Source organism: Mobilicoccus pelagius NBRC 104925, from assembly GCF_000247995.1.
Taxonomy (GTDB): domain Bacteria; phylum Actinomycetota; class Actinomycetes; order Actinomycetales; family Dermatophilaceae; genus Mobilicoccus; species Mobilicoccus pelagius.
Genome location: NZ_BAFE01000058.1, coordinates 27026 through 50854 on the forward strand (window position 1 = coordinate 27026; position 23829 = coordinate 50854).

General features: G+C 72.8%; 17 protein-coding genes. 11 read left to right on the forward strand and 6 right to left on the reverse strand.

Annotated features, from left to right (window positions below; translation table 11 throughout):
* Nucleotides 1–33 precede the first annotated feature (33 nt).
* On the reverse strand, nt 34–1191 hold the full coding sequence (locus MOPEL_RS09330; RefSeq protein ID WP_141631277.1) for a hypothetical protein: 1158 nt from the start codon (nt 1189–1191) through the stop codon (nt 34–36).
* Nucleotides 1192–1739: 548 nt separating this feature from the next.
* On the opposite strand from MOPEL_RS09330, the gene MOPEL_RS09335 reads away from it, so the two are divergent.
* A complete protein-coding gene (locus tag MOPEL_RS09335; RefSeq protein ID WP_009482647.1) occupies nt 1740–2363 on the forward strand; it encodes a DUF2231 domain-containing protein in 624 nt (207 codons plus the stop codon).
* A 255-nt stretch (nt 2364–2618) separates the two neighbouring features.
* Here the strand turns inward: MOPEL_RS09335 and MOPEL_RS09340 are convergent, their stop codons facing one another.
* Nucleotides 2619–3815 (reverse strand): UDP-N-acetylglucosamine pyrophosphorylase, encoded by a 1197-nt coding sequence (locus tag MOPEL_RS09340; protein ID WP_009482648.1) that lies wholly within the window; start codon nt 3813–3815, stop codon nt 2619–2621.
* Nucleotides 3816–3979: 164 nt separating this feature from the next.
* On the opposite strand from MOPEL_RS09340, the gene MOPEL_RS09345 reads away from it, so the two are divergent.
* Together MOPEL_RS09345 and zupT are read left to right on the forward strand one after the other, a co-directional pair.
* Nucleotides 3980–4540 carry an NYN domain-containing protein gene (locus tag MOPEL_RS09345; RefSeq protein WP_009482649.1) on the forward strand — a complete coding sequence of 187 codons (561 nt, stop codon included), beginning with the start codon at nt 3980–3982 and terminating at the stop codon, nt 4538–4540.
* Between the two features lie 3 nt (nt 4541–4543).
* Nucleotides 4544–5332: a zinc transporter ZupT gene (zupT, locus tag MOPEL_RS09350; RefSeq protein ID WP_009482650.1), complete on the forward strand. Its 789-nt coding sequence runs from the start codon at nt 4544–4546 to the stop codon at nt 5330–5332.
* Nucleotides 5333–5475: 143 nt separating this feature from the next.
* Here zupT and MOPEL_RS09355 read toward each other — a convergent pair whose 3' ends face one another.
* The 4 genes from MOPEL_RS09355 to MOPEL_RS09370 form a co-directional block, all read right to left on the reverse strand.
* Nucleotides 5476–7977, reverse strand: coding sequence for a glycoside hydrolase family 65 protein (locus tag MOPEL_RS09355; RefSeq protein ID WP_009482651.1), 2502 nt, complete (start codon nt 7975–7977; stop codon nt 5476–5478).
* Nucleotides 7974–8693 carry an HAD family hydrolase gene (locus MOPEL_RS09360; RefSeq protein ID WP_009482652.1) on the reverse strand — a complete coding sequence of 240 codons (720 nt, stop codon included), beginning with the start codon at nt 8691–8693 and terminating at the stop codon, nt 7974–7976. The genes MOPEL_RS09355 and MOPEL_RS09360 overlap by 4 nt, the downstream gene beginning before the upstream one ends.
* Nucleotides 8694–8794: 101 nt before the next feature.
* Nucleotides 8795–10054, reverse strand: a complete 1260-nt coding sequence (locus MOPEL_RS09365) for an AI-2E family transporter (RefSeq protein WP_009482653.1) — start codon at nt 10052–10054, stop codon at nt 8795–8797.
* Between the two features lie 159 nt (nt 10055–10213).
* Complete coding sequence (locus tag MOPEL_RS09370) at nt 10214–11209, reverse strand: hypothetical protein (RefSeq protein WP_009482654.1); 996 nt, start codon at nt 11207–11209, stop codon at nt 10214–10216.
* Nucleotides 11210–11494: 285 nt separating this feature from the next.
* On the opposite strand from MOPEL_RS09370, the gene MOPEL_RS09375 reads away from it, so the two are divergent.
* The 8 genes from MOPEL_RS09375 to MOPEL_RS09410 all read left to right on the forward strand — a co-directional run bounded on the left by MOPEL_RS09375 (nt 11495) and on the right by MOPEL_RS09410 (nt 23743).
* Nucleotides 11495–14692, forward strand: a complete 3198-nt coding sequence (locus tag MOPEL_RS09375; RefSeq protein ID WP_009482655.1) for a DUF4040 family protein — start codon at nt 11495–11497, stop codon at nt 14690–14692.
* Nucleotides 14689–15021: a Na+/H+ antiporter subunit C gene (locus tag MOPEL_RS09380; RefSeq protein WP_009482656.1), complete on the forward strand. Its 333-nt coding sequence runs from the start codon at nt 14689–14691 to the stop codon at nt 15019–15021. The genes MOPEL_RS09375 and MOPEL_RS09380 overlap by 4 nt, the downstream gene beginning before the upstream one ends.
* Nucleotides 15018–16580 carry a monovalent cation/H+ antiporter subunit D family protein gene (locus tag MOPEL_RS09385; protein ID WP_009482657.1) on the forward strand — a complete coding sequence of 521 codons (1563 nt, stop codon included), beginning with the start codon at nt 15018–15020 and terminating at the stop codon, nt 16578–16580. The genes MOPEL_RS09380 and MOPEL_RS09385 overlap by 4 nt, the downstream gene beginning before the upstream one ends.
* Nucleotides 16577–16945 carry a Na+/H+ antiporter subunit E gene (locus MOPEL_RS09390; protein ID WP_009482658.1) on the forward strand — a complete coding sequence of 123 codons (369 nt, stop codon included), beginning with the start codon at nt 16577–16579 and terminating at the stop codon, nt 16943–16945. Before MOPEL_RS09385 ends, MOPEL_RS09390 begins: the two co-directional genes overlap by 4 nt.
* Nucleotides 16942–17208, forward strand: a complete 267-nt coding sequence (locus MOPEL_RS09395; RefSeq protein WP_009482659.1) for a monovalent cation/H+ antiporter complex subunit F — start codon at nt 16942–16944, stop codon at nt 17206–17208. The genes MOPEL_RS09390 and MOPEL_RS09395 overlap by 4 nt, the downstream gene beginning before the upstream one ends.
* A complete protein-coding gene (locus MOPEL_RS09400) occupies nt 17208–17573 on the forward strand; it encodes a cation:proton antiporter (RefSeq protein ID WP_009482660.1) in 366 nt (121 codons plus the stop codon). Before MOPEL_RS09395 ends, MOPEL_RS09400 begins: the two co-directional genes overlap by 1 nt.
* A 127-nt stretch (nt 17574–17700) precedes the next feature.
* Nucleotides 17701–17985 carry a GlsB/YeaQ/YmgE family stress response membrane protein gene (locus MOPEL_RS09405; RefSeq protein ID WP_009482661.1) on the forward strand — a complete coding sequence of 95 codons (285 nt, stop codon included), beginning with the start codon at nt 17701–17703 and terminating at the stop codon, nt 17983–17985.
* 250 nt (nt 17986–18235) lie between these two features.
* Nucleotides 18236–23743, forward strand: coding sequence for a carboxyl transferase domain-containing protein (locus MOPEL_RS09410; RefSeq protein ID WP_009482662.1), 5508 nt, complete (start codon nt 18236–18238; stop codon nt 23741–23743).
* The last annotated feature ends 86 nt before the right edge of the window (nt 23744–23829 follow it).

The following is a 23829-nucleotide window of genomic DNA, read 5'->3' on the forward strand; positions in this document are numbered from 1 at the left end:
CCCTCGGTCGACGTCGTGACGAGGCGCGGGGTGTCAGCCCTTCCAAGCCTGAATGGTCGTCGTGCCACCCTTCTTCGTCGCCGCCCACACCATCGACGTGCCGGGCTCGACGGCCATGGCGAGGGTCTTGTCGCCGGGGTCACCCGCGACGAGCTTCTCCGCACCCGCCTTCGTGCGGATGCCGAAGGTGCCCTGCACGACGGGCTTGCCGGTCGGCGTGTAATCGTCGCCTCCGACGACGATGTTGCCGTTGGCCAAGAGCGCCGCAGAACCGACGGCCCACCGCGTGGTGCACTGCTGCTCACCGGTGCCCTTGATCCACACCTTGCAGAGTCCGCCGCGAGTCGACCCGAGGCTGCGGGCGGATCTGCCCAGCGAGACCTGCACGTCGCGGGACGGGACGAGCCAGGCTCCCAGCTCGTTGTACTCGCCCGCACCCTTGAACAGCGTCTGGAACGGCTGGACCCAGCCACCCCGCTCGAGAACGAACGAGACCTCGCTGTAGGTGGCGTTGTGGGCGATCGGGTTCCACGTCGCGAACCAGCGGCCCCCCGCCTGCGTGAGGTCGGTCGGCCGGTAGGTCGGGCCGATCTTGGCGTCGATGTCGAGGTCGGCCGGGCGCCCGAGGGACGTCCAGCGGCCGCGGCGCATGCGGAAGATGCCGGTCGTGTCGTGACCGCCCGAGAGGCCGACGTAGACGTCGGGGCCGGGCACGTCGTGCACCGTCGTGGCGCGGGCCCCACCCGGGAGGCCCGTACGCGACCAGCGGCGGCCGTCGAAGTGCCACAGCTGACCGGCGGCGGTGAGCCACACGTCGTTCGCGGCGGAGCCGTGGATCTTGACGCTGCCGTCGGACTCGAGGCGGATCGGCAGTCGCGTCGTCGACCAGCGGTTGCCGGCCTTGCGCTCGAGCATGACCCGGCCGTTGCCGGCACGCTCGACAAACCACACCTGACCCCGCGCCGGCGACGTCATGGCGACGACCTCCGCCACGGCGCGGTGGACCGGCCGGAACCCCGCGGCCGGGCGGTGCGACGGGCGCTTGTGCTGGTGGTGCGAGACGACCTTCGGTCCGTGTCCCCGGTGGGTCTGCGTCGCGGCCTGCGCAGGCGCCGCCGCGAACGTCGTGGCGGCGGTGGCCGCCGCGAGCGTCACGGCCCCGACCCGACGCATGGATGTCCCCGTGTTCATGTGATTCCCCTGTTCCCCAGTTGCGTTCATGAATGCCGTCCCTCCACGACACCTCGCATTCTTGCCCATGATCCCCCTCCGAACCGGAAAACAGGACGACCGTTCTGAACACGTGTCGCCCTCGGGTGCCCGATCGTCGTATCCCGCACGCGACAGGCGTCCGAGGACGAGGACGACGGACGTGTCCGACGTCGCGTGCGTCGCTGCGGCCGGAGCCGTCTCCGGGATCACGTGCCAGTCCCTCACGTACGACGTCGCGGCCGGAGCGGTCGCCGACGTCGCCTCCGATGCGGCCGCCGGAGCCGCCACGGTCGTCACGGCCGTCGTCACGGCCGTCGTCACGGCCGGCGCCCCGCCCGCGCCGCCTGCCGCCGCGAGCACCGTCGTGGCCCCCGAGGTCACGTCCGTGTCGGGTCCGGCGCGCCACCGCTGTCACGTCGGCCGTCACGACCGGTGCTCGCGGCGGGTCCGTGCCTCAGCGGTGGCGGTGCCCGGCCCGCGGTGTCAGGGTGGCGAAGATCCCCCAAGTCCTCATGGAAGGCGCGACGATGACCGACCCGATCTCCCCCACCTCCCTGCCCCGCCCGGCGGCCTCGCCGGAGAGCCCGCTCTCCCCGGCGGTGCTCGCCCTCGAGGACGCCACTGCCCTCGACGGCGCCACCCGCCTCGGCGACGGCCTGGCCGGCACGCTCACCGCGAACGACGGTGTCGCGGGTCTGCTCACCGGCCGGTGGCTCGGTCACGCCGTACACCCGCTGCTCGTCGAGATGCCCATGGGGACGTGGATGAGCGCACTCGCCCTCGATCTCGTCGGCGGCGAGGACTCCCGCGACGCGGCCCGACTCCTCACCGGTCTCGGCGTCGCGAGCGCCGTGCCCGCCGCCCTCACGGGATGGGCCGAGTACGCCGGGATTCCCCGCCGCGAGAAGCGAGTCGGCGTCGTCCACGCCGGCGTCAACGGCGGCGCCGCCCTCCTCCAGCTCGGCTCGTGGGCGGCACGCCGCTCCGGCCGAGACGGGCTCGGCCGCCTCCTCGGCCTCGGGGGGCATGACCCTCGCCGGTGTCGGCGGCTTCCTCGGCGGTCACCTCGCCGTAGGCCGCAAGGTCGGCACCCGCGACGCCGCCTTCAGCGGCGCCTGACCCGACGACGCACGAACCCGGGCGCCGCGTGAGGCACCCGGGTTCGTCGTGCGTCCCCGGCAGGCGTTCCCACGCCTGCCGGGCTCCGTACATGTCCAGGTGACGCACGGGGCGTCGGCGGAGAGCCGCTGCCGAGTGGGGTCGGCCCGACCTCCTCGAACGACAACCAGAACTCACCCGCCCCCGGAGTGGGGACGCCTCGCTGCAGGTCAACGGCCCGGTCTCGAGCAGGCGGTGGAGTTTCGGTCGTCGTTCGGACCACCCGTGCGGGGTGGACCGGTGGCGGGTCAGTCGGTGAGCTCGGGCAGGAGGTCGTGCGCGCGCCCGAGGGAACCCTCGACGACGCCGGTGAGCCACTGCTGCACGCCGGTGACGGCCGCGTCGTCGAGACCGTGGACGGCCGCGAGGTACCCGGTGCCCGCGGAGGCGGCGTCGGTGAGCGGACGCAGGACGGAGGCCTCGGGGGCGGGGGTCTCCTGCCCGAAGGCTGCGACGACCTCGCCCACCTTCTCCGTGAGTCGCGTCTGCAGGGTGGAGGCGCCGGAGAGCTTGCCCGCGAGCTTCGTGAGCCGCGAGGCCCGCTCCTTGCGGGCCGACGCGATCGTCTCGAGCGCCCCCTCGAGGACGAGCGTGCCGAGCTCCTGCGCCTCGAAGAACGGGGCGCGGGCGTGGCGATACCAGGCCTCGAGGGCGTCGAGCTGGGCGAGATAGCCGAGGTTCTTGCGCACCATGGGGGCGAGGTGGCGGTACGACTCGCCCTGGTAGGGGCGTCGCATCGGCCGGAGCGCGCCGTCGAGGACGAGATGGCCCTCCTCGGGGACGTCGCCGCGGAGCACCGACCCGGCACCGACGACGCTGCCGTACCCGACCTGCACCGGCCCGACGGAGCCGCCCTGCCCGCCGAGGAAGATCGGCTTCTCCCGCAGCGTGACTCCGCGTGGCACGTCGCCGAAGAGCGACGGGGTCGTCTTGTCGCCGGTGGGCGTGAAGTTGAAGTGGATGTAGGACGAGCCGACCTCGCTGTGGTCGGAGCGGCTCGTGCCACCCGCCATGAACGCGTCGCAGAAGTTGATGATGCTCCCGAGCGTCACGTAGGGGAAGAGGATCGTCTGCTTGAGGCCGACGGTGTGCGCGCCGCCCGACTGCTCCTCGAGGAGGCAGCCCTCGCGCACGTGGTGCCCGAGGCCGAGGTTCGCGCCGTCGAGGAACGTCGCCTTGGCGGCGTACCCGCCCTTGAGGGCGACGCCCGGGCCGAGACGGCAGTCCTCGACCGCCACGGGGCCCTCCCGGCCGAGCTCGACGCCGGCCGAGATCACGGTCTTCGCGCCGCGGATACGGCAACCGGGGTGGATCGTCACGCCGTCACCGCTGATGCGGTCGGTGTCCACGTCGTCGTCGATGGTCACCGTCCACGGGTTGGGGACACAGGTCCCCTTGGCGATGAGCGTCTCGACCTTTTCCAGGCCGCGAGGTGTGAGCGTCATGTCCTCCCTTTCGTCGTCCGACATCGTCGCGCATCGAGGCGGGGTGCGGTGACGCAACCCTCGGCGACGCGCGGGTCGGGACCCCGGCAGGGCGACGGCTCCCGCATCCCCTGCTGTCCTAGGCTGACGTCGGCGCCACCGTGGGCGTCACGGAAGGATGAGAGATGACCGAGGCCGACCGCACGACCTATCTCCTCGTCGACGGGGAGAACCTCGACGCGACGCTGGGCGTGAGCATCCTCGAACGGCGGCCCCGCCCGGAGGAGCGTCCGAGGTGGGAACGGGTACTCAACTTCGCGCGTGAGGAGTGGGGGCAGCCCGTCGTGGGCCTGTTCTTCCTCGCCGCCCGTCACGACCTGCCGATGGCGTTCGTCCAGGCGCTCACGAGCATCGGGTTCCGGCCGGTGCCGCTCACGGGTCGGCCCGACGAGAAGATCGTCGACATCGCGATCTCCCGCACGTTGCAGGCGCTCAAGGACCGCCCGGCCGACGTCATGCTCGCGAGCCACGACGGAGACTTCCTCCCCGACCTCGGCGCCCTCTGCGACGGCCGACGCACGGGGGTCGTCGCCTTCCAGGAGTTCCGCAGCATCGGCTACCGCGAGCTCGTCGAGAAGGGGCTCGAGTTCTTCGACCTCGAGTACGACGTCGAGGCGTTCGACGCGAGGCTGCCACGCATCCGCATCATCCCCATCGAGGAGTTCGACCCGCTCGAGTTCATCTGAGCGATGCACGGGATCCCCACGGCCCTCGTCCTTTCCCTGCTCGCCGGTCTCGCGACCGCGGTGGGTGGGGCGGTCGTGTTCGCGCGGCGTCGCCCGACGCCGGGGTTCCTCGCCGCGGCGCTCGGGTTCTCCGCCGGGGTGATGCTCTACGTGTCGTTCGTCGAGCTGCTCGGGATCGCGCAGGACACCCTCGTCGAGCACTTCGGCGGCGCGGGATCGTGGTGGACGATCCTCGGGTTCTTCGGCGGCATCGGCCTCATCGCGCTCATCGACCGGCTCGTGCCGTCGTCGATCAACCCGCACGAGCACGGCGGCGGCGACGAACGCGGCGACCGGGTGCGGGCGCGGATGATGCGCACGGGCGTCCTCACCACCGGCGCGATCGCCCTGCACAACTTCCCCGAGGGATTCGCTGTGTTCCTCGCCGCGACGCAGGAGTCGTCGATCGCGGTGCCCGTCGTCATGGCGGTCGCGATCCACAACATCCCCGAGGGGATCGCCGTGGCCGTGCCGGTCGCCTACGCGACGGGGTCGCGCTGGGTGGGGTTCCGGTACTCGCTCGTCGCGGGTCTCGCGGAGCCGGTGGGGGCGCTCGTCGGCCTGCTCGTGCTCAGCGCGTTCCTCGGGCCGGTGACGATGGCGTTCGCGTTCGCGGCGGTCGCGGGGATCATGGTGTTCGTCTCGCTCGACGAGCTCCTGCCCGCCGCCCACGACTTCGGGCACCACCACGCGACGGTCTACAGCCTCGTCGCGGGCATGGGTGTGATGGCGGCGAGCCTCGCGATGACGTGACGGGGGCGCCCCCGGGCCCCCGCGACCTCACCCCGCAACCCCACCTCGCCGACGGCAGGGTGACGAAGCGGTGTCGTCGACCCCGGCCGGGCGCGTGCACCCGCCCGGCGTCGCGCGGGCGACCGGGGGCGGGACGGGTCGGCTCAGTCCTCGGCGACGAGCTGCGGGTTGAGGATCCCGAGCCCGGAGACGTCGGGCACGGCGCCCTCGCCGCGGCGCAGCTCGGCGGGTCGGCGCTGCGAGAGCCCGTAGGTGAGGCGCGGGCCCTGCCCGTCGAGGGGCACGGTGAGCGGCACGCCGGAACGCACGACGTAGGAGGTGCCCCGCACCGACAGCTCGCGCTCGGGGCCGTCGAGGACCTCGAACGAGATCGCGTCCTGCCGCACGGTGACGAGCAGGTGCGTGCCGCGCACCGTGATGCGGAAGCGGAGCTGCGGCCAGCTGTCGGGCAGGCGCGGGTCGAACACGAGGTCGCCGTGGAAGTCGCGCATGCCGGCGAACCCGTCGACGAGCGCGTTCCACACGCCGCCGGCGGAGGCGATGTGGACGCCGTCGCGGGTGTTGCCGTGGAGGTCGGCGAGGTCGACGTAGAGGCCCTCGCGGAAGTACTTGAGCGCCGCCTGCTTGTGACCGACCTCGGCCGCGATGATCGACTGCACGACCGCCGACAGGGAGGAATCGCCCGTCGTGATCGGGTCGTAGTACTCGAAGTTCGCGAGCTTCTCCTCGGCCGTGAACCGGTCGCCCTGAAGGAACAGGGCGAGGACGACGTCGGCCTGCTTGAGCACCTGGAACCGGTAGATGACGAGCGGGTGGTAGTGGAGGAGCAGCGGGTAGTTCTCCGGCGGGGTGTTCTCGAGGTCCCACAGCTCCCGCTCGAGGAAGTGCTCGTCCTGCGGGTGGATGCCGAGTTCGTCGTCGAACGGGATCGCCATCCCGGCGGCGCAGCGTTCCCACTCGTCGATCTCGGTGGGGTTGAGGTGGAGCCGGGCGCACACGCGGGAGTACGTGTCCGGGTCGTTTTCGGCGTAGTCGCGGAGGACGGTGGCGGCCCGCTCGAGGTTGAACCGGGCCATGACGTTCGTGAAGAGGTTGTTGTTGACGACCGTCGTGTACTCGTCGGGTCCGGTGACGCCGTGGATGTTGAACGACGGGTGGCCGTTCGTCTGCCAGAACCCGAGGTCGGCCCACATGCGGGCCGTCTCGACGAGGACCTCGATGCCGTCCCGGGAGAGGAACGAGGTGTCGCCGGTGGCGTCGATGTACTTGGCCACGGCGAACGCGACGTCGGCGTCGATGTGGTACTGCGCCGTGCCGGCCGCGTAGTAGGCCGACGCCTCCTCGCCGTTGATCGTGCGCCACGGGAAGAGGGCTCCCGACTGGGCGAGGACGCGGGCGCGTTCGCGGGCGGCGTCGAGGAGGTTGACGCGGAACCGGAGGACGTTGCGGGCCGTGATCGGCGAGGTGTAGGCGAGGAACGGGACGACGTAGATCTCGGAGTCCCAGAAGTAGTGGCCCTCGTACCCGGAGCCCGTGACGCCCTTGGCGGGGATGCCGAGCTGGTCGGTGCGGGCCGTGGCCTGGGCGAGTTGGAAGAGGTTCCAGCGGACGGCCTGCTGCACGTCGCCGTGGCCCTCGATCTCGACGTCGCAGCGGTTCCAGTAGTCGGCGAGCCAGCGGGCCTGTTCCTCGTGGTAGTGCTGCACGCCGTCCTGGCGGACGCGGTCGAGGGTGCGGCGGACGCGGTCGAAGAGCTCGCGGACGGGCACGCGTCGGGAGGTGTGGTAGGCGACGGCCTTCGTGATGAAGATCGGCTTGCCCTGTTTGGCGTCGATGCGGAAGACCCTCTTGCCCAGGTCGGCCTGGGTGTCGATGAGGGTCTCGTAGTCGTTGTCGGTGAAGATCTCGTGATCGGCGCCGACGGCGAGGGTCATCGCCGAGGAGGCGCACCGGTAGCCGAGGATCATCCGACGTTCGGAGTTCCAGTGCCCCTGCGGCTCGAGGACGCGCTCGGTGAACGCGGTCGTGCGGCGCGGGTCGAACCCCTCGCCCATCGCCTCGCTCTTCGAGTGGTACTCGTCGAACCCGTCCTGGCGGTTGAGGATCTGGCTGGAGACGACGACGGGGGCGTCGCCGTCGAGCATCGTCACGTTGATCGTGTAGACGGCGAGGTGACGCTGCGTGAACGACACCATGCGGGTCGTCTGGACGCGGACGCGCTTGCCGGCGGGGGTGCGCCAGACGACGTCGCGGCGGAGGACGCCCTCGCGGAAGTCGATGCTGCGCTCGTACTCCTCGAGGTCGTCGATGGCGAGCAGGAGCGGCTCGTCGTCGACGTAGAGCTTCATCACCTTGCTGTCGGGGACGTTGACCATCGTCTGCCCGGTGGTGGCGAACCCGTACGCCTGCTCGGCGTGGTGGATGGGCCACGTCTCGTGGAAGCCGTTGATGAACGTGCCGTGCGTGTGCGCCTCGCGCCCCTCGGAGGGGTTGGCCCGCATGCCGAGGTAGCCGTTGCCGACGGCGAAGAGGGTCTCGGTGGTGCCCAGGTCGGAGAAGTCGGGGAAGCGCTCGACGAACCGCCAGGGGTCGATGGGGAACCGGTTGCGGTCGAGAGGGTCGATCCCGTCGTAGGTCTGCTTCACGGGACGATCTCCTGCAGGTCCGCGACGACGACGTCGGCACCTGCAGCGGTGAGGGCGTCCGCACCGGCGCCGCGGTCGACGCCGACGACGAGGCCGAAGCGGCCCGCGTGTCCGGCGGCGACGCCGGAGGTGGCGTCCTCGAGGACGACGGCGCGCTCCTTGGTGACGCCGACGCGCTCGGCGGCGGCGAGGAAGGTGTCGGGGGCGGGCTTGCCGGGGAGCCCCTCGGCGGCGGCGACGCGGCCGTCGACGACGACGGGGAAGAACCGGTCGAGGCCCGCCGCGGCGAGCACGGAGGGGGCGTTCTTGGAGGAGGAGACGACGGCGAGCTTCGTGCCGCGGGCCGCGAGGGCCTCCACGAGCGCGACCGAGCCCGGGTAGGGCTGCACGCCGTCACGCGCGAGGACGGCGTTGAACGCGTCGTTCTTGCGGTTGCCGAGCCCGCACACGGTGTCGGCGTCGGCCGTGTCGGACGGGTCACCCTCGGGGAGGGTGATGCCGCGGGAGGCGAGGAGGTCGCGCACGCCGTCGTAGCGGGGCTTGCCGTCGACGTGATCGAAGTAGTCGTGCGCGGTGTAGGGGGTGGCTCCCCGCGCGGAGAGGAACGTCGAGAACATCTCCTCCCACGCCGCCATGTGCACCACGGCCGTGGGCGTGAGGACGCCGTCGAGGTCGAACAGAGCTGCGTCGTAGTCGGTCCAGTCCACGACGACCATGCTAGGGGCGAAAGACCCGCCGGCCGAACCGGTTGCGCACGTCGGGGCCCCTCCGGGCGGTGGAGGAGCCCCGACGTGGAGGGGGAGAAAGTCGGTCGGTGTCAGTCCGTGACGGTGTGGGAGCCGCCGACCTCGCGATCGGTCGCGGCCGTTCCCGTGCTCGTGTGCGCGTCGGTCCGCGCGTCCGCGTCGTCGACGGTGGCGGGGAGCTCGTGGTCGACGTCCTGTCCGGCGGTGGGGGGCAGGGGGCCGTCGCCGAGTTCGGGGAACGGGTCGTCGCCGACGAGGTAGCGCGTCGCGGAGTTGACGACGGCGAGGACCGGCACGGCGAACAGAGCGCCGACGATGCCGAGGAGGTAGGAGCCGACGGCGACGGCGAGGACGACCGCGAGCGGGTGGAGCGCGACGGCCTTGCCCATGAGGAACGGCTGGAGGACGTGCGACTCGAGCTGCTGGACGACGAGGACGACGCCGAGCATGACGAGCGCGACGACGGGGCCCTTGACGACGAACGCGATGAGGACGGCGACGGCGCCGGAGACGAACGCGCCGACGATCGGCACGAACGAGGCGATGAACACGAGGAGGAACAGGGGCACGACGAACGGCAGGCCGAGGACGAGCGCACCGAGGCTGATGCCGAGGGCGTCGACGCCGGCGACGATGACCTGGGTGCGGGCGTAGGCGCCGAGGCTGACCCAGCCGCGGCGGAGGGCCTGGAAGGTCGGGTCCTGGGCGGCCTCGGGGAGCAGGTGGAGGACGAAGCGGTAGATCTTCTCGCCCTGGTAGAGGAAGAAGAACGTCGTGAAGAGGGCGATGAGGGTGCCGGCGAGGAAGTCGACGGCGGAGGAGCTCGCGGCGAGGGCGCCCGAGGTGAGGTTCGAGGAGTTCTTCTGCAGCGCCTCGCGGGCCCGGTCGACGTAATCCTGCAGCTGGGTCGTCGTGAGGTGGAGCGGGCCCGTGGACAGCCACGCGATGAAGCTGTCGATGCCCTGGGAGACGCTGCTGCGCATGTCCTCGACGCCGGTGGCGATCTGGGTGCCGGCGAGGCTCACCGAGCCGGTGACGAGCGCGATGAGGAGGATGAGCGAGAGCCCTGCCGAGAGGCCGTCGGGGAGGTGGGCCTTCGTGCGGAGGAACCGGTGCAGGGGGTGGAGGAGCACGGCGAAGAGCAGGGCGATCGCGAGCGGGACGACGATGAAGCTGATCTTGGCGAGGCCGTAGAGGAGCAGCGCGGCCGCGGCGAGGACGAGGACGAGGCGCCCCGACCAGGCCCCGGCGACGACGAGGGGATACGGCAGGTGGCGGGGGTCGATCCACGTGGAGGTGGGCCGCTGACGGGGCGGGTGGGGGACGCTCATGGGGGGCTCCGGTGTCGGTGACGTGGTCTCGGTACGGGAACTGGGGTGGTGCTCCTCGTGTTTCGCGTGCGGTGCGGTGCGGTGCGGTGCGGTGCGGTGCGGTGCGGTGCGGTGCGGTGCTGCGTGCCCCGCGGTGCGGGGTCCTGGGCTCGCGTCCGGTCAGGACTGGACGAGGTGGGCCCGCACCCCGGCCCACGCGCCGGGTCGGACGAGACGCGGCAGGGAGAGGGTGCGCGGGGCGCGCACGAGGGCAGCCGCTCCGCAGAGGCCGGCGACGGCGCCGAGCACCGCGGCGAGGGCGAGGAGCGCCACGAGCGTGACGGTGGTGGCGAGGGCTCCGGCCGGGGTGAGCAGCGCGCCGACGAGCACGGCGAGGACGGCGAGCACCGTGAGGATACCGCCGACGTCCGACACCTCCCGCGTGCTCGCGAGGGTGCGCAGGCCGTGGGTGAGGGCCGCGGCGGCCGCGATGGCGAGGACGACGACGGCGGCGCCGACGCGGGAGGCCGTGCCCGAGACCGTGCCGGAGGCGACGGCGCCCGCCGCGGCGACGAGGACGAGGGCGAGACCACCGATGACGGCGGCGATGCCGCGGACGGTATCGGGGGAGACGGAGGTGCGCAGGCGGGAAGCGAGGTCGACGACGCAGCCGACGAGGGTCGCCGCGCCGCCGAGGAGGGCGGCCGGTCCGACGACGGGCAGGAGTGCGGAGGCGGGCCCGGCGGCGTCGAGGCCGAGGTCGAGGTCGACGACGCCGAGGGTCGCGGGGCCGGCGGCGCCGACGAGGAGGAGCGGGACGCCGAAGAGCGCGAGGCCGACGACGCGGTGGCCGCGCAGGCGGGGGGTGAGCATCATGGCGGGGGTGATCGCGAACGTCGCGAGGACGAGGACGAGGAACGCGCTCCCCCGGGCGGTCGCGAACCCGCCGACGAGCAGGGCCGAGGAGAGGGCGATCCCGCCGAGGGCGGCGAGGCGACTGCGGGCGCCGTGGGCGCTCCACGCGCCGAGCGGCACGATCAGGCACAGCACGGTGCAGAGGATCCACCACGGCGTGAGGACGCGTCCGTCGCTCGCTCCGGCGGCGACGACGGCGAGGAGTCCGAGGACGACGGTGAGAAGTGCCAGCAGGACGGCACGACGGGGGGAGTCAGGCACACGTCGAGTCTCGACGACCCGCACCACGGGCCCGTGACGACGCGGTCACGAAGCGGACTCGACTCGGTTCGGATCGGGTCAAGTCGCTCAGGATCGGCCGCCGCACGGCCACGACGGGTGGGTCCGTAGGGTTAGGGCGGCGGCCCCCTCTCGGATACCGTGGACTCCCGGTGTGCCGGGAAGTCTGGTCGGCGAAGCAGTGCGGGTGCGGTTCTCCCGGGGCGACGACGGCCTCCGGCGGTGCCGGTCGAGCCCGCCCCCTCGTCCACCCCCGGGAGTGCGTGAATGACCGCGACGACCTCGATGCCGTTCTCTCTGGCGCTGCTGCTGTTCGCGGTCGCCGCCACCCCGCTGCTGTGCCGGGTGCTTCACCGCAATGCCGGGTTCGTCCTCGCGGCGATCTACGTCGCCGCCGCTGCGGTGCTCGTGCCCACGGCGCGTGAGGTGCTCGCCGGTGGTCGGCCCGCCTGGTCGGTGCCGTGGGTACCCTCGCTCGGCGCGTCGATGTCGCTGCGCGCCGACGGTCTCGGCATCGTCTTCGCCGCGATCGCGCTCCTCGTCGGCGCCGTCGTCCTCATCTATGCGACGCGCTACCTCGACGTCGCCGACGCCGACGGGCGTCCCCTGCGGCACACGGCGTTCTACGTCGTCATGGCGACGTTCACCCTCGCGATGACGGGCCTCGTCCTCGCCGACGACCTCGTGTGGTTCTTCGTGTGCTGGGAGGCGACGTCGATCGCGTCGTTCCTCCTCGTCGGGCAGGGTGGCCGCGGCGGTCAGCTCGCCTCGCTGCGCACGATGTTCCTCACGTTCGTCGGCGGGCTCACCCTGCTCGTCGCCGTCGGCACGATCGTCGCCCGCACCGGCACGACGACGATGAGCACCGCCCTTGCCGACCCGGTGTGGACGACCGACCCCGCCTCCACCGCCGCCGTCGCCGTGCTCGTCCTCGTCGCCGGGTTCACGAAGTCGGCCCAGTTCCCGTTCCACGTGTGGCTGCCCGACGCGATGTCCGCCTCGACCCCCGTGAGCGCCTATCTGCACGCCGCGGCCGTCGTCAAGGCCGGCATCTTCCTGCTCCTCCGGTTCTCCCCGGCGTTCCACGCGACGCCCGTGTGGAACGTCCTCCTCATCGTCACCGGCCTCTTCACCGCGGCGCTCGCGGCGTTCTTCGCCCTTCAGCAGACCGACCTCAAGAAGCTCATGGCGTACTCGACCGTGAGTCAGCTCGGGCTCGTCGTCGCCGCGATCGGTGTGGGCACCGAGATCGCCGTGGCCGCCGCCGTGCTCCACGTCATCGCCCACGCCCTCTTCAAGTCGGGGTTGTTCATGATGGTCGGCGTCGTCGACCACGCGGCCGGTACCCGCGACATGCGCCGCCTGCCCTCCCTGTGGCGCGCGATGCCGCTGAGCTTCACCGTCACCGTCATCGGTGCGGCGTCGATGGCGGGTGTGCCCCCGCTCCTCGGTTTCGTGAGCAAGGAGGGCCTCCTCACCGCCCTCCACGGCGCCCCCGGCGGGCAGCTCGCCGGGTGGACCGCCCTCGTCGCGGGCGCCGCGGCGAGCGTCCTCACCTTCGGCTACTGCGTGAAGATCGTCTTCGGCGGATTCGTCGACGGCACCCGTGACCTCGGGCCCGGCGACGAGTCCGGCCTCGCCGTCGTCGCCCGTGACCACGACGGCGAGGACCGCCACCTCCACACCCCCGGCCCGATCTTCCTCGGCGCGGCGTCGCTGCCGATCCTCCTCGGCATCCCCCTCGGCCTCGCCGTGTGGATCCTCGACACTCCCGTGCTCCGCGCCGCGGAGGCCGCCCGGCCCGGTGGGCACCACCACGTCCACCTCGCGCTGTGGCACGGGCTCACCGCCCCGCTCGTCGCGACGCTCGTCGTCTTCGCGCTCGGCCTCCTCGTCATCGCCGTGCGGCACCGCCTGTGGCCGCGGCTCGAGCGTCCCCTCCTCCCGTTCGACGGCGCCGGGGCCATCGCCGCGATCACCGGTGGCCTGCGTCGCGTCGGTCTCCTCACCGCGCGCACCGTCGCCGGTCACCACCCCGCGCGTCAGCTCACGCCGGTCCTCGCCGCGTTCGCGGTCCTCGTCCTCGGCGGCGCCCTCACGCTCCCGCCGTTGCCGCCGTCGACCCCCGGCCTCTCCCAGCCCTACGACGCGGTCGTCCTGCTCCTCGCCACCGCGAGCGTGCTCCTCGTCGTGAGCGCCCGCTCCCGGCTCGCCGCCGTCATCGGCCTCTCGGCCGTCGGCATCCTCATCACGCTGCAGATGGTGCGGCTCGGCGCTCCCGACGTCGCCCTCACGCAGCTCCTCGTCGAGGCGCTGACGATCGTCGTCATCATGCTCGTGCTGCAGAAGCTGCCCCTCACCTTCGGCGCGATCACGACGCGGGCGCGGGTCTCGAAGGGCATCTTCGCGCTCGCCGTCGGTCTCGCCGCGGGCGTCGCCACCTGGGTGTTCTCCGGGCGGCGCGGCCGCTCCGACCTCGCGGAGTACTACCTCTCCCACACGACGGAGATCAGCGGCGGCCACAACGTCGTCAACGTCATCCTCGTGGAGTTCCGCGCGCTCGACACCCTCGGCGAACTCTCCGTCCTCGGCATGACGGGCATCGCGCTCGTCGCCGTGCTCTCCACCGTGCGTGACCGTGCGCTCGACCCCCACCCCGTCACCTCGGCCACCGCCGTCGGCGCCCCCGAGGCGAGCGCCGACACGACGTACGACACGCGTCACGCGCCCCGCCCGGAGCTCGACCTGCGCGAGCCCGGCAGCACCGCCCACCGCGCCATCACCGAGGCGTGGCCCAACACGATCGGGCTGCAGCTCATGCTGCGGATCATGGTGCCGATCCTCGCGATCGCCTCCCTCGGGCTCTTCTGGCGCGGCCACAGCGCGCCGGGCGGCGGCTTCATCGCGGCCCTCGTCGGCTCCTCGATCGTCGGCCTCGTCTACCTGTCGACGTCCCGCGACCGCCAGATCGGCCCGCCCCGCCTGCCCGTCGCGCTCATCGGCGGCGGGATCGTCACCGCCGTGTCCACCGGCATCGGCAACCTCCTCGCCTCGGGCAGCTTCCTCCAGCCCTCCTACGGGCACGTCGGCAGCGTGCACCTCACGACGTCGATGATCTTCGACGCGGGCGTCTACATGGCCGTCCTCGGACTCGTCATGGCCGCGTTCAACCTCCTCGGCACCGGTGAGTCCACCGACACCGAACGCACCCACGAGCGCGCCGAGGAGATGACCGAGGGTGAGATCGTCAGCGACGCCGAGGCCGCCGAGGTCGCCGAGGCCCGCCGCTCCGGCGGCGGCCACAAGGAGTCCCGCGCCCGCGCCCGGACGACGTTCATCGCCGACGGCGACCGACCCGCCGACGCCGGCCGACCCGCCCGCGCCCACCCCGCCCGGGCGGCCACCCGCGCCACCGCCGCCGCCACCGGCACACCCACGACCGACCCGTCCGGGAGGACCTCGTGATCATCGCCGCGACCGTCGCCGTCCTCGTCGCCGGAGGCGCCTACCTCCTGCTGTCCCGCAGCATGGTGCGGGCCGTCTTCGGCATGACCCTCGTCAGCCACGCCGCCAACCTCATGCTCCTCACCGGCGGCGTGAGCGCCTGGCGCGGCGAGCCGCTCACAGACCGCATGGATCCCGCGACCGCGGCCGACCCGCTGCCGCAGGCGTTCGTGCTCACCGCCATCGTCATCTCGATGGCCGTCACGGTGTTCATGCTCATGCTCGCCGTCCTCGGCCACAACGACGACACCCATCGCATGCCCGCCACGGGGGAGAACCACGACCGATGACCCCCACCCTCTTCTCCGCCGCCGCGCCCGTCCCGGCGTTCGACCCGCGGTTCCTTCCGCTCTTCGTCGCCGGCCCGCTGCTGTGCGCCGGGCTCCTCGTCCTCGTCCGCAGCCGCGCCGTCGGCCGGGCCGTGATGATCGGGGTCCCCGCCCTCTCCACCCTCGGCGGCCTCGCCCTCCTCGCCACCCACACCGTCACGCCCGTGATCTCCGACCGCATCGGCGGCTACGTCCCCGGCGTCGCGATCCCGTTCGTCTCCGACACGCTCTCGGCGCTCATGGTGACGATCACCTCGCTCACGACGACGGTGTGCGCGGTGTTCCTTTCGATCGCCGGCGTCGACCGGCGGCGGCTCCTGCCCCCGCTCGTCCTCATGCTCCTCGCGGGCGTGAGCGGCGCCCTCCTCACCGGCGACCTCTTCAACCTCTTCGTGTGGGTCGAAGTCATGCTCCTGCCGTCGTACGCGCTCCTCGCCGGCGCCGGCTCGTGGCGCCGCCTCGGGGCGGCCCGCACGTTCGTCCTCGTCAACCTCCTCACGAGCACGATCCTCGTCGTCGGCGTCGGGTTCGTGTACGCGACGACCGGCACCGTCACCCTCGCCGCCCTCGCCGGGGCGGGCGCCGCCGACCCACGCGCCGGACTCGCGCTCGCGCTCGTCCTCCTCGCCCTCTCGGTCAAGGCCGGCCTCGCCCCCGTCCACGGGTGGCTCCCGCAGACCTACCCCGAGACCTCCGCCGGGGTCATGGCCCTCTTCTCCGCGCTCCACACGAAGGTCGGCCTCTACGCCCTCTACCGCATCTACGGCACGACGTTCGGGATCCACGAGGCGCCGTGGCTCGGCATCGCCGCCGTGCTCGTCGTCGTGACGATCCTCCTCGGCGCGTTCGCGACGTTCGGGGAGTCGCACGTGCGGGGCATCCTCGCCTGGCAGATGGTCACGGGCGTCGGCCACATCCTCGTCGGCCTCGTCCTCTTCACCGCGGCGTCGCTCTCGGCGGGCCTCTTCTACCTCGTCCACCACATCATCACGATGGGTGCGCTGCTCCTCCTCGCCGGTGCGATCGAGCACACCTACGGCACCGGACGCATCGACCGACTCTCAGGCCTCGCGCGTCGCGACCCGCTCGTCGCCGCCGGGTTCGTCCTCGGCCTGTTCTCCCTCGTCGGCCTCCCGCCCACCTCCGGTCTGTGGGGCAAGGTCGGCCTCGTCGTCGCCTCGACGAACGCGGGGCAGCACCCCGGAATCGGGTGGGCGTTCGTCGCCGCCGTGATCCTCGCCTCCGTCGTGTCGCTGCTCGCCCTGCAGCGACTGTGGAACGAGGTGTTCTGGGGCCGCCCGCTCGACCGGTACCGCCCGCCCCACCCCGAGACCGGTCGCGGCGAGCTCACCCCCGTCGGTGACGTGCGCATCCGCCTCGCCGTCGCCCTTCCGGGCCTCGTCCTCGTCGGGCTGTCGCTCGCGATGTTCGCCGCCGCCGAGCCCCTCCTCGCCGTCACGGCCCGCGCCGCGGCCGGACTCACCGACCTCGCCCCCTACGTCCAGGTGGTGCTCCGATGATCGGCCGGATCCTCGCGACGATCTCCTACGTCGTCTACATCCTCGTCGCCGTCGCCCAGGGCGCGTGGCAGGTGTGCCTCGCCGCGTTCCGCCGCGACCCCGCCCCCCTGCCCGCCGTCGTCGAACTCCCGCTGCGGTGCCGCACCGACGGGGAGATCGTCGCGATGGCGAGTTCCATCACGATCACCCCCGGCACCCTCGTCGTCGGCACGGCCGCGGGCACCGCCGACACCCCGCCCACCCTCTTCGTCCACGCCCTCTTCGGCGGCACCCGCGAGGAGATCCTCGACGACCTCCGCGACATGGAGACCCGCCTCCTGCGCGTCACCCGCGGCCCGAACCACGACACGGAGGTGGCCCGATGATCGTCGACCTCACCCTCGCCGTCTGCGTCGCGCTCCTCACCGGCGCCGTCCTCGTCGGCCTCGTCGGTGTGCGCACGGCCCCCGACGACGCGAGTCGCGCCGTCGTGAGCGACCTCGTCTACTTCTCCGTCGTCGGCATCCTCGCCGCCCTCGGCGTCCTCCTCGGCTCTGCCGTCGTCGAGGACGCGATCATGGCGGGCGCCCTCCTCGGGGTCCTCGCGACCGTCTCCCTGGCCCGCATCATCACGAGAGGACGACGCTGATGACCCTCACCCTCGTCGCCGACACCGTCGCCGGGATCCTCCTCGTCGTCGGGTCGCTCTCCGTGCTCCTCACCGCCGTGACGATGGTGCGGGTACGCGACGCCGTCTCCCGCATCAACGCCCTCTCGCCCGTGACCGTGTTCGGGCTGCCGCTCGTCGTCCTCGGTGAGTACGTGAGCACCGCTGCCCACCAAGGGTTCTCGGCGTGGGGCCTCGTGCGGCTGCTCATCACGCTCGTCGCGCTGCTCGTCGTCTCCTCGATGGCGAGCAACGCCCTCGCGCGGGCCGCCGTCCTCTCGGGTGCGCGCATCGACCCTGCCACCGCTCCGAACGATCTCGCGCAGGAACCCCCACACGCCGCGTGAGCGGTGCAGACGTCGAACGCCATTGGACGCATGACATAGTGAATTCAGGGGTAAAGGGCCCTATGAACGCGGGAAGCGGCCGGGCGACTCCCGACCCTCCCCAGAGAAACACACGAAGGAGAACGATATGGCATTCTCAAGCCTCGGTTGGATCGCGTGGATCATCATCGGCGGGCTCGCCGGTTGGATCGCCAGCAAGTTCATGGGCACCGACGCGCAGATGGGTGTGCCCGCGAACATCATCGTCGGCATCATCGGTGCTGTTATCGGCGGCTGGCTGCTCAAGCTTGCTCCGGGCATGTCCGACGGCAACGCCGGTTATATCATGAGCTTCCTCACGGCGCTCGTCGGCGCTTGTGTGCTCCTCTTCATCCTCAAGCTCGTCTTCGGCCGCGGCCGCGCCCGCGTCTGACCGACGCGCAGGGCCTCACCCGACGCCCCGCCCGCCCCGGATCTCCGGTGGCGCGGCGGGGCGTCGTCATTCCCGGGCCTGCACCCTCCGCTCGGGTCCGGTCGGGTCCGGTCGGCGGGGAGAGGGGCGGCTCGCGGAGGTGGTGACCGCTGCGCGCCGGGCGGGCGTCGATGTCCCACGACGAATCCGCCCGGTCTTCGTAGGAATCGACACTTATCGGGTCCGAGAGGCCGCTCATAGTGTCGGGCGCATGACCCAGACGCCCCCCGCTGCTGCCCCGTTCCGACTCGCCGTCCTCGACGTCGGTGAGCCCGCGGCCCGCGTCCTCGGCCACCTCGCCGACCTCGCGCGGGACGGCGCGGGGGCGGGGCTGGTCACCGTTCTCGCCCACGAGGGGGAGACGCCGTGGTTCCGGCGCGAGGCCGACGAGACGCTGCGCCTCACTCCCGGGCCCGACGCGGGGGAGGCGCTCACCGCCGGTGACGTCGTCACGTCTCTGCGTCGCATCCGCATCGACGGCGTGTGGCTCGGGCAGCCCCCCGCAGGGATCGCCCTCGCCGACCTCACCCGGGCGTGCGAGGAGGCGGGGCTCCCGCTCGCCGGGCCCTCGTCCGCCACGCTGGGGCGCCTCGACGGCCCCACCCTCGCCGCCGACCTCGGGCTGCCCGCTCCGTCGGAGCTCGTCGGGCGGGCCCGTCTCCTCGAGGTCGACCTCGTCTCCACCGACGAGATCCGAACCCTCCCGCCGCGCGACGTCGTCCTCCTCGACGACGCGCGAGCCGGCGACCGTGACGCTGCTCCCCTCACGGATGCCGACACCCCTCACACCCCTCACGCCGAGGGCCGTGACCTGCGGCGTGCCGTCCTCACCGAGTACCCCGCGGTCGGGGCCTCGCAGGAGACGGCGTCGCGTCTCGCCGACCTCACCCGCCGCGTCGCCGAGCTCACCGGGTTCCGCGGTCTCGCCACCGTCCGGTTCCTCGTCGGTGACGGTCGCGACGGCGGCGACGTCGCCCTGGCCGGCATCGACCCCCTCGGCCGCCCCGACCCGGGCCTCGACGAGACCACGGCACTCGCGCTCGCCGCCTCCCGTCTCGGGCTCGTGCTCGACCCCTCCGTCGCGGGGGTCGACCGACCCCTCGATTCCCTGCCGACCCCCGACGGCCACACGTTCACCGCACTCCTCCTCGCCCGCGACGACGAGGGCGGTGGATCCCGCCGAGCCGAGGGCCCCCGGCTCCGGCACGTCGACCTGCCCGGCGGCGCCGGCGTCCACGTCGGACCCGCCCCACGTGCCGGGGAGACGACCGCAGCCGACGGGACGATCGCGACCCTCCGTGCGCATGGTGTCGATCGCGGGGAGGCCCTCGCGCGGCTGCGTCGTGCCCTCGCCCGCACGGTCGTCGTCCTCGACGGGGCCGTCACCGACCGGCCGCGCCTCCTCGCCCTCACGGGCCACCCCGACCTCGCCGCCGGGCCCGTCGACGCGACGTGGGTCGGCCGCCGCGCCGACGCCCTCGTCCCGCCCGCCGACCCGGTCGCGCTCGTCGCCGCGGCGATCGAGGCCTACGAGGCCGATCTCGCCTCGGCGCGGGCCGAGTTCCTCGCGAGCGCCGCCCGCGGCCGTCCCGAGAACCCTGCGGTCGTCGGCACGCGCCTCACGCTCGACCACGGCGGCCACGACATCGGGGTCGTCGTCGAACGTCGCGGCCCCCGCACCTACCACGTCGCCCTCACCCCGGCCGGTGCGTCGAGCGTCGAGGTCGACGCCGTCGTCGACGTCCTCGGCCGCTACGAGCGACGCCTCGAGTGCGCCGGACGCACCCACCGTGTCGTCGCCACCGAGCACGGCGCCGCGATCCACCTCGACGTCGACGGCGTCGCCCACGTCGTCACCCGCGCCGACGGGATGGCCGTGCGCACCCCCCGCCCGGCGCTCGTCGCCGACCTCCACGTCGCCGTCGGCGACCGGGTGCGTGCCGGTGACCCCGTCGCGACGCTCGAGTCGATGAAGATGCTCTCGGCGATCACCTCGCCCTACGACGGGGTCGTCACGGTCGTCGACGCCCTGCCGAACACGCAGATCGAACGGGGTGCGACCCTCCTGCGGGTCCGCGCCGACGACGTGGGCCGCGCCGCCGCCCCTGTCGGGGAGACGCTCGACCTCTTCTCCCTCGTCCCCGCCGCCACGGACGCCGCCGCGGCGCCCGAGCCGGGTGACGTCTACGCCCGCCTCCGCGACTACCTCCTCGGCCACGACCTCTCCGCCGCCGCACTCGCGCGTCTCCTCGCCGAGCAGCGGGCGTGCGTCGAGTCCGTCGAGCCGGGGGATGCGCGCCTCGCCGCCGCGGAGGACGCCCTCCTCGACCTCTACGCCGACCTCGCCGCCCTCTACCGGCCCCGCTCCGAGGGGGAGGTCGTGCCCACCCTCGACGCCCCGGGCGCGGATCTCGTCGAGGCCGCCGACACCCGCGAGTACGTCCTCGCGTTCCTCCAGTGGCTCGACGCCGACCGCGCCGGCCTGCCCGAGCGGTTCCGCGCCCGCCTCGCCCGGGCCCTCACCCGCTACGGCGTCGACGGGCTCACCCCCGGGCCGGAGCTCGACGCCGCGACGCTGTGGATGTTCCGTTCGTTCTCGCGCGTGCCCGCCCTCTCCGGGGCGATCACCGCCGTCCTCGACCGGAGGATCCGGCACGCCGCCGAGGTCCTCCCCGTCCTCGGCGACGAGGGGCGCGCCCGGCTCGACCGGCTCGCCCTCGCCTGCGAGGGCCGCGCCCCCGCCGTCGCCTCCCTCGCCCGCGACACCGTGTTCGCGTTGTACGAGGAGCCGACCCTGGAAGCGATGGTCGAGGAGGCCCGCCGCCCCGTCGACGCGGCCCTCGACCGCCTCCGCGCCGCCGGCGCCCTCACCCCGGCGGAGCGGGCCGACGTACTCGACGTCCTCGTCGCCCACCCCCACCCGCTGCGCGCGCAGCTCCTTCAGGCGTGGATCGACAGCACCGGCGAGGACACCGCGCTCCGCGACGTCCTCCTCGAGGCGATCCTGCGGCGCTACTACCGTCGTCACGACCTCGAGCACCTCACGATCGGCGAGTACGACGGCACCCGCCTCGCCTCCGCCGAGTACGTCCACGAGGGACGCCGCATCCACGTCGTCACCGCGTACTCGGCGCTCCTCGACGTCCCCGCCCTCGCCGGGCCGGTGCACGCCCATCTGGAGGAGTGCGACCTCCTCACCGGGCCCGCCGCGGAGGAGACCGACGTCGTCGTCGGCGTCCTCTCCTGGCGGCGCAGCCCTATCCCCGACCTCGTCGAGCTCGCCGAGACCGCCCGCGGCGCCCTCGAGGCCACCGACGTCGGCCGCCGCATCGCCCGCGTCGACCTCACGGTGACGAGCCGCGCCGGCGTCGGCAAGGAGCACACCCGCACCCAGCACGTGTCCTTCACGCAGGACGGCACCGGCGCGTGGATGGAGCTCGGCGTCTACCGCAACCTCCACCCCATGATCGCCGAGCGCCTCGACCTGTGGCGCCTCTCGAACTTCGACCTCGAACGCCTCCCCTCGCCGGAGGACGTCCACCTCTTCCTCGGCGTCGCCCGCGAGAACCCCTCCGACCGGCGGCTGTTCGCGCTCGTCGAGGCCCGCGACCTCACCCGCGTCGACGAGGGCGGGCGCGCCTCCTACCCGCGCCTCCAGCGCCTCGGCCTCGAGGCCCTCGCCGCGATGCGCACCGCGCTCGCGACGTTCCCGCCGCGGCAGCGACCCGCCGCGAACCGGCTCGTCATCGTCGTCCGTCCCCCGTGGACCGTGCCCGCCGACGAGTGGGTCGACCTCGCCCGCGACTACGAACCCCTCGCCCGCGGCGTCGGCCTCGAGAAGGCCGTCGTCCACGTCCGGATGCCGCACACGGGCGCCGACGGTACGGAGAGGCTCGTCGACCGGGTCGTCCACCTCGAGGGCCTCGGCCGCCGCGGCATGACCGCACGCCTCGCCGACCCCGGCACCGAGCCCGTCCCCACCCTCACCCGCTACGGGCAGAAGGTGCTCACCGCCGCCCGGTTCGGCGCCCCCTACCCGTACGAGATCGTCCGGATGCTCACCCCCGGCACCGACGAGTCCTCACCGTTCCCCCACGGGTCGTTCACCGAGTACGACCTCGACGACAGCGGCACCCGCCTCGTCCCCGTCGACCGCGAACCCGGCGGCAACACGGCCAACCTCGTCGTCGGGGAGATCACGACGTACACCGACGTCGTCCCCGAGGGCATGCGGCGCATCGCGATCCTCTCCGACCCCACCCAGGGCCTCGGCAACCTCGCCGAACCCGAGTGCCGCCGCATCAACGCCGCCCTCACGCTCGCGGCGGAGGGGCGGCTGCCCGTCGAGTGGTACGCCGTGTCCTCCGGTGCACGCATCGCGCTCGACTCCGGCACCGAGAACATGGACTGGATCAGCAACACCCTGCGCCGCATCATCGAGTTCACCCAGGGCGGCGGGGAGATCAACATCGTCGTCACCGGCATCAACGTCGGCGGCCAGCCCTACTGGAACGCCGAGGCGACGATGCTCATGCACACGAAGGGCATCCTCGTCATGACCCCGGCGAGCCAGATGGTCCTCACCGGCAAGCAGGCCCTCGACTTCTCCGGCGCGGTCTCCGCCGACGACAACTCCGGCATCGGCGGCTACGACCGCATCATGGGCCCCAACGGGCAGGCGCAGTACTGGGCGCCGAGCTTCGAGGAGGCCTGCCAGGTGCTCCTCCACCACTACGACTACACGTACGTGGTCTCGGGAGAACGGTTCCCGCGCCGCCACCGCACGATGGACGCGCCCGGACGCGACGTGCGGGAGTCTCCGCACGCCCTCACCGCGACCTCGCCGTTCACGACCGTGGCCGAGGTGTTCGACGAGAACCCGGAGCGCAAGATGCCGTTCGACATGCGGTCGGTGATGCGGGCCGTCGCCGACGTCGACGACGATCCGCTCGAGCGCTGGCGGCACTGGCGCGACGCGGACACCTCGATCGTGTGGGACGCGACGATCGGGGGAATCCCCGTGTGCCTCCTCGGTATCGAGTCCCACGCCGTGCCCCGCACCGGGTTCGTGCCGAGCGACGGCCCGCCGGCGTGGACCTCCGGCACGCTGTTCCCCCAGGCGTCCCGCAAGACCGCCCGGGCGATCAACGCCGCCTCCGGCAACCGGCCGCTCGTCGTCCTCGCCAACCTGTCGGGCTTCGACGGATCGCCGGAGTCGATGAGGAACTGGCAGCTCGAGTACGGCGCCGAGATCGGCCGTGCCGTGACGAACTTCGACGGGCCGATCGTCTTCGTCGTCGTCTCCCGGTACCACGGTGGTGCGTTCGTCGTGTTCTCGCGGCAGCTCAACGACCACATGCGGGTCGCCGCCGTCGAGGGATCCCGCGCCTCCGTCATCGGTGGCGCGCCCGCCGCGGCCACCGTGTTCGCACGCGAGGTCAAGAAGCGCACGATGGCCGACCCCCGCGTCGTCGAGGCGTCCGAGGCCGCCAAGGCGGCCAGGCGGGGCGCGGCGTCCGCGCGGGCCAGGGCCCACCTCGCCGACGTCACCGCCCGGGTGCGCAGCGAGAAGCTCGGCGAGATGGCCGACGAGTTCGACGCCATCCACTCCGTCGACCGCGCCCTGCGCGTCGGCTCGGTCGAGGAGATCATCGCCCCCGCCGACCTGCGGCCCTGGATCATCACCGCGCTCGAGGAGGGCATGGCCGAGTTCGCCTGACCCCGGCGGGCCGCCCCGCCCCGCGGAAGGAGACGACACCCGCCCGTCTCCTTCCGCGGGGGCGAACGACCCCAGGGGTCGCCGCG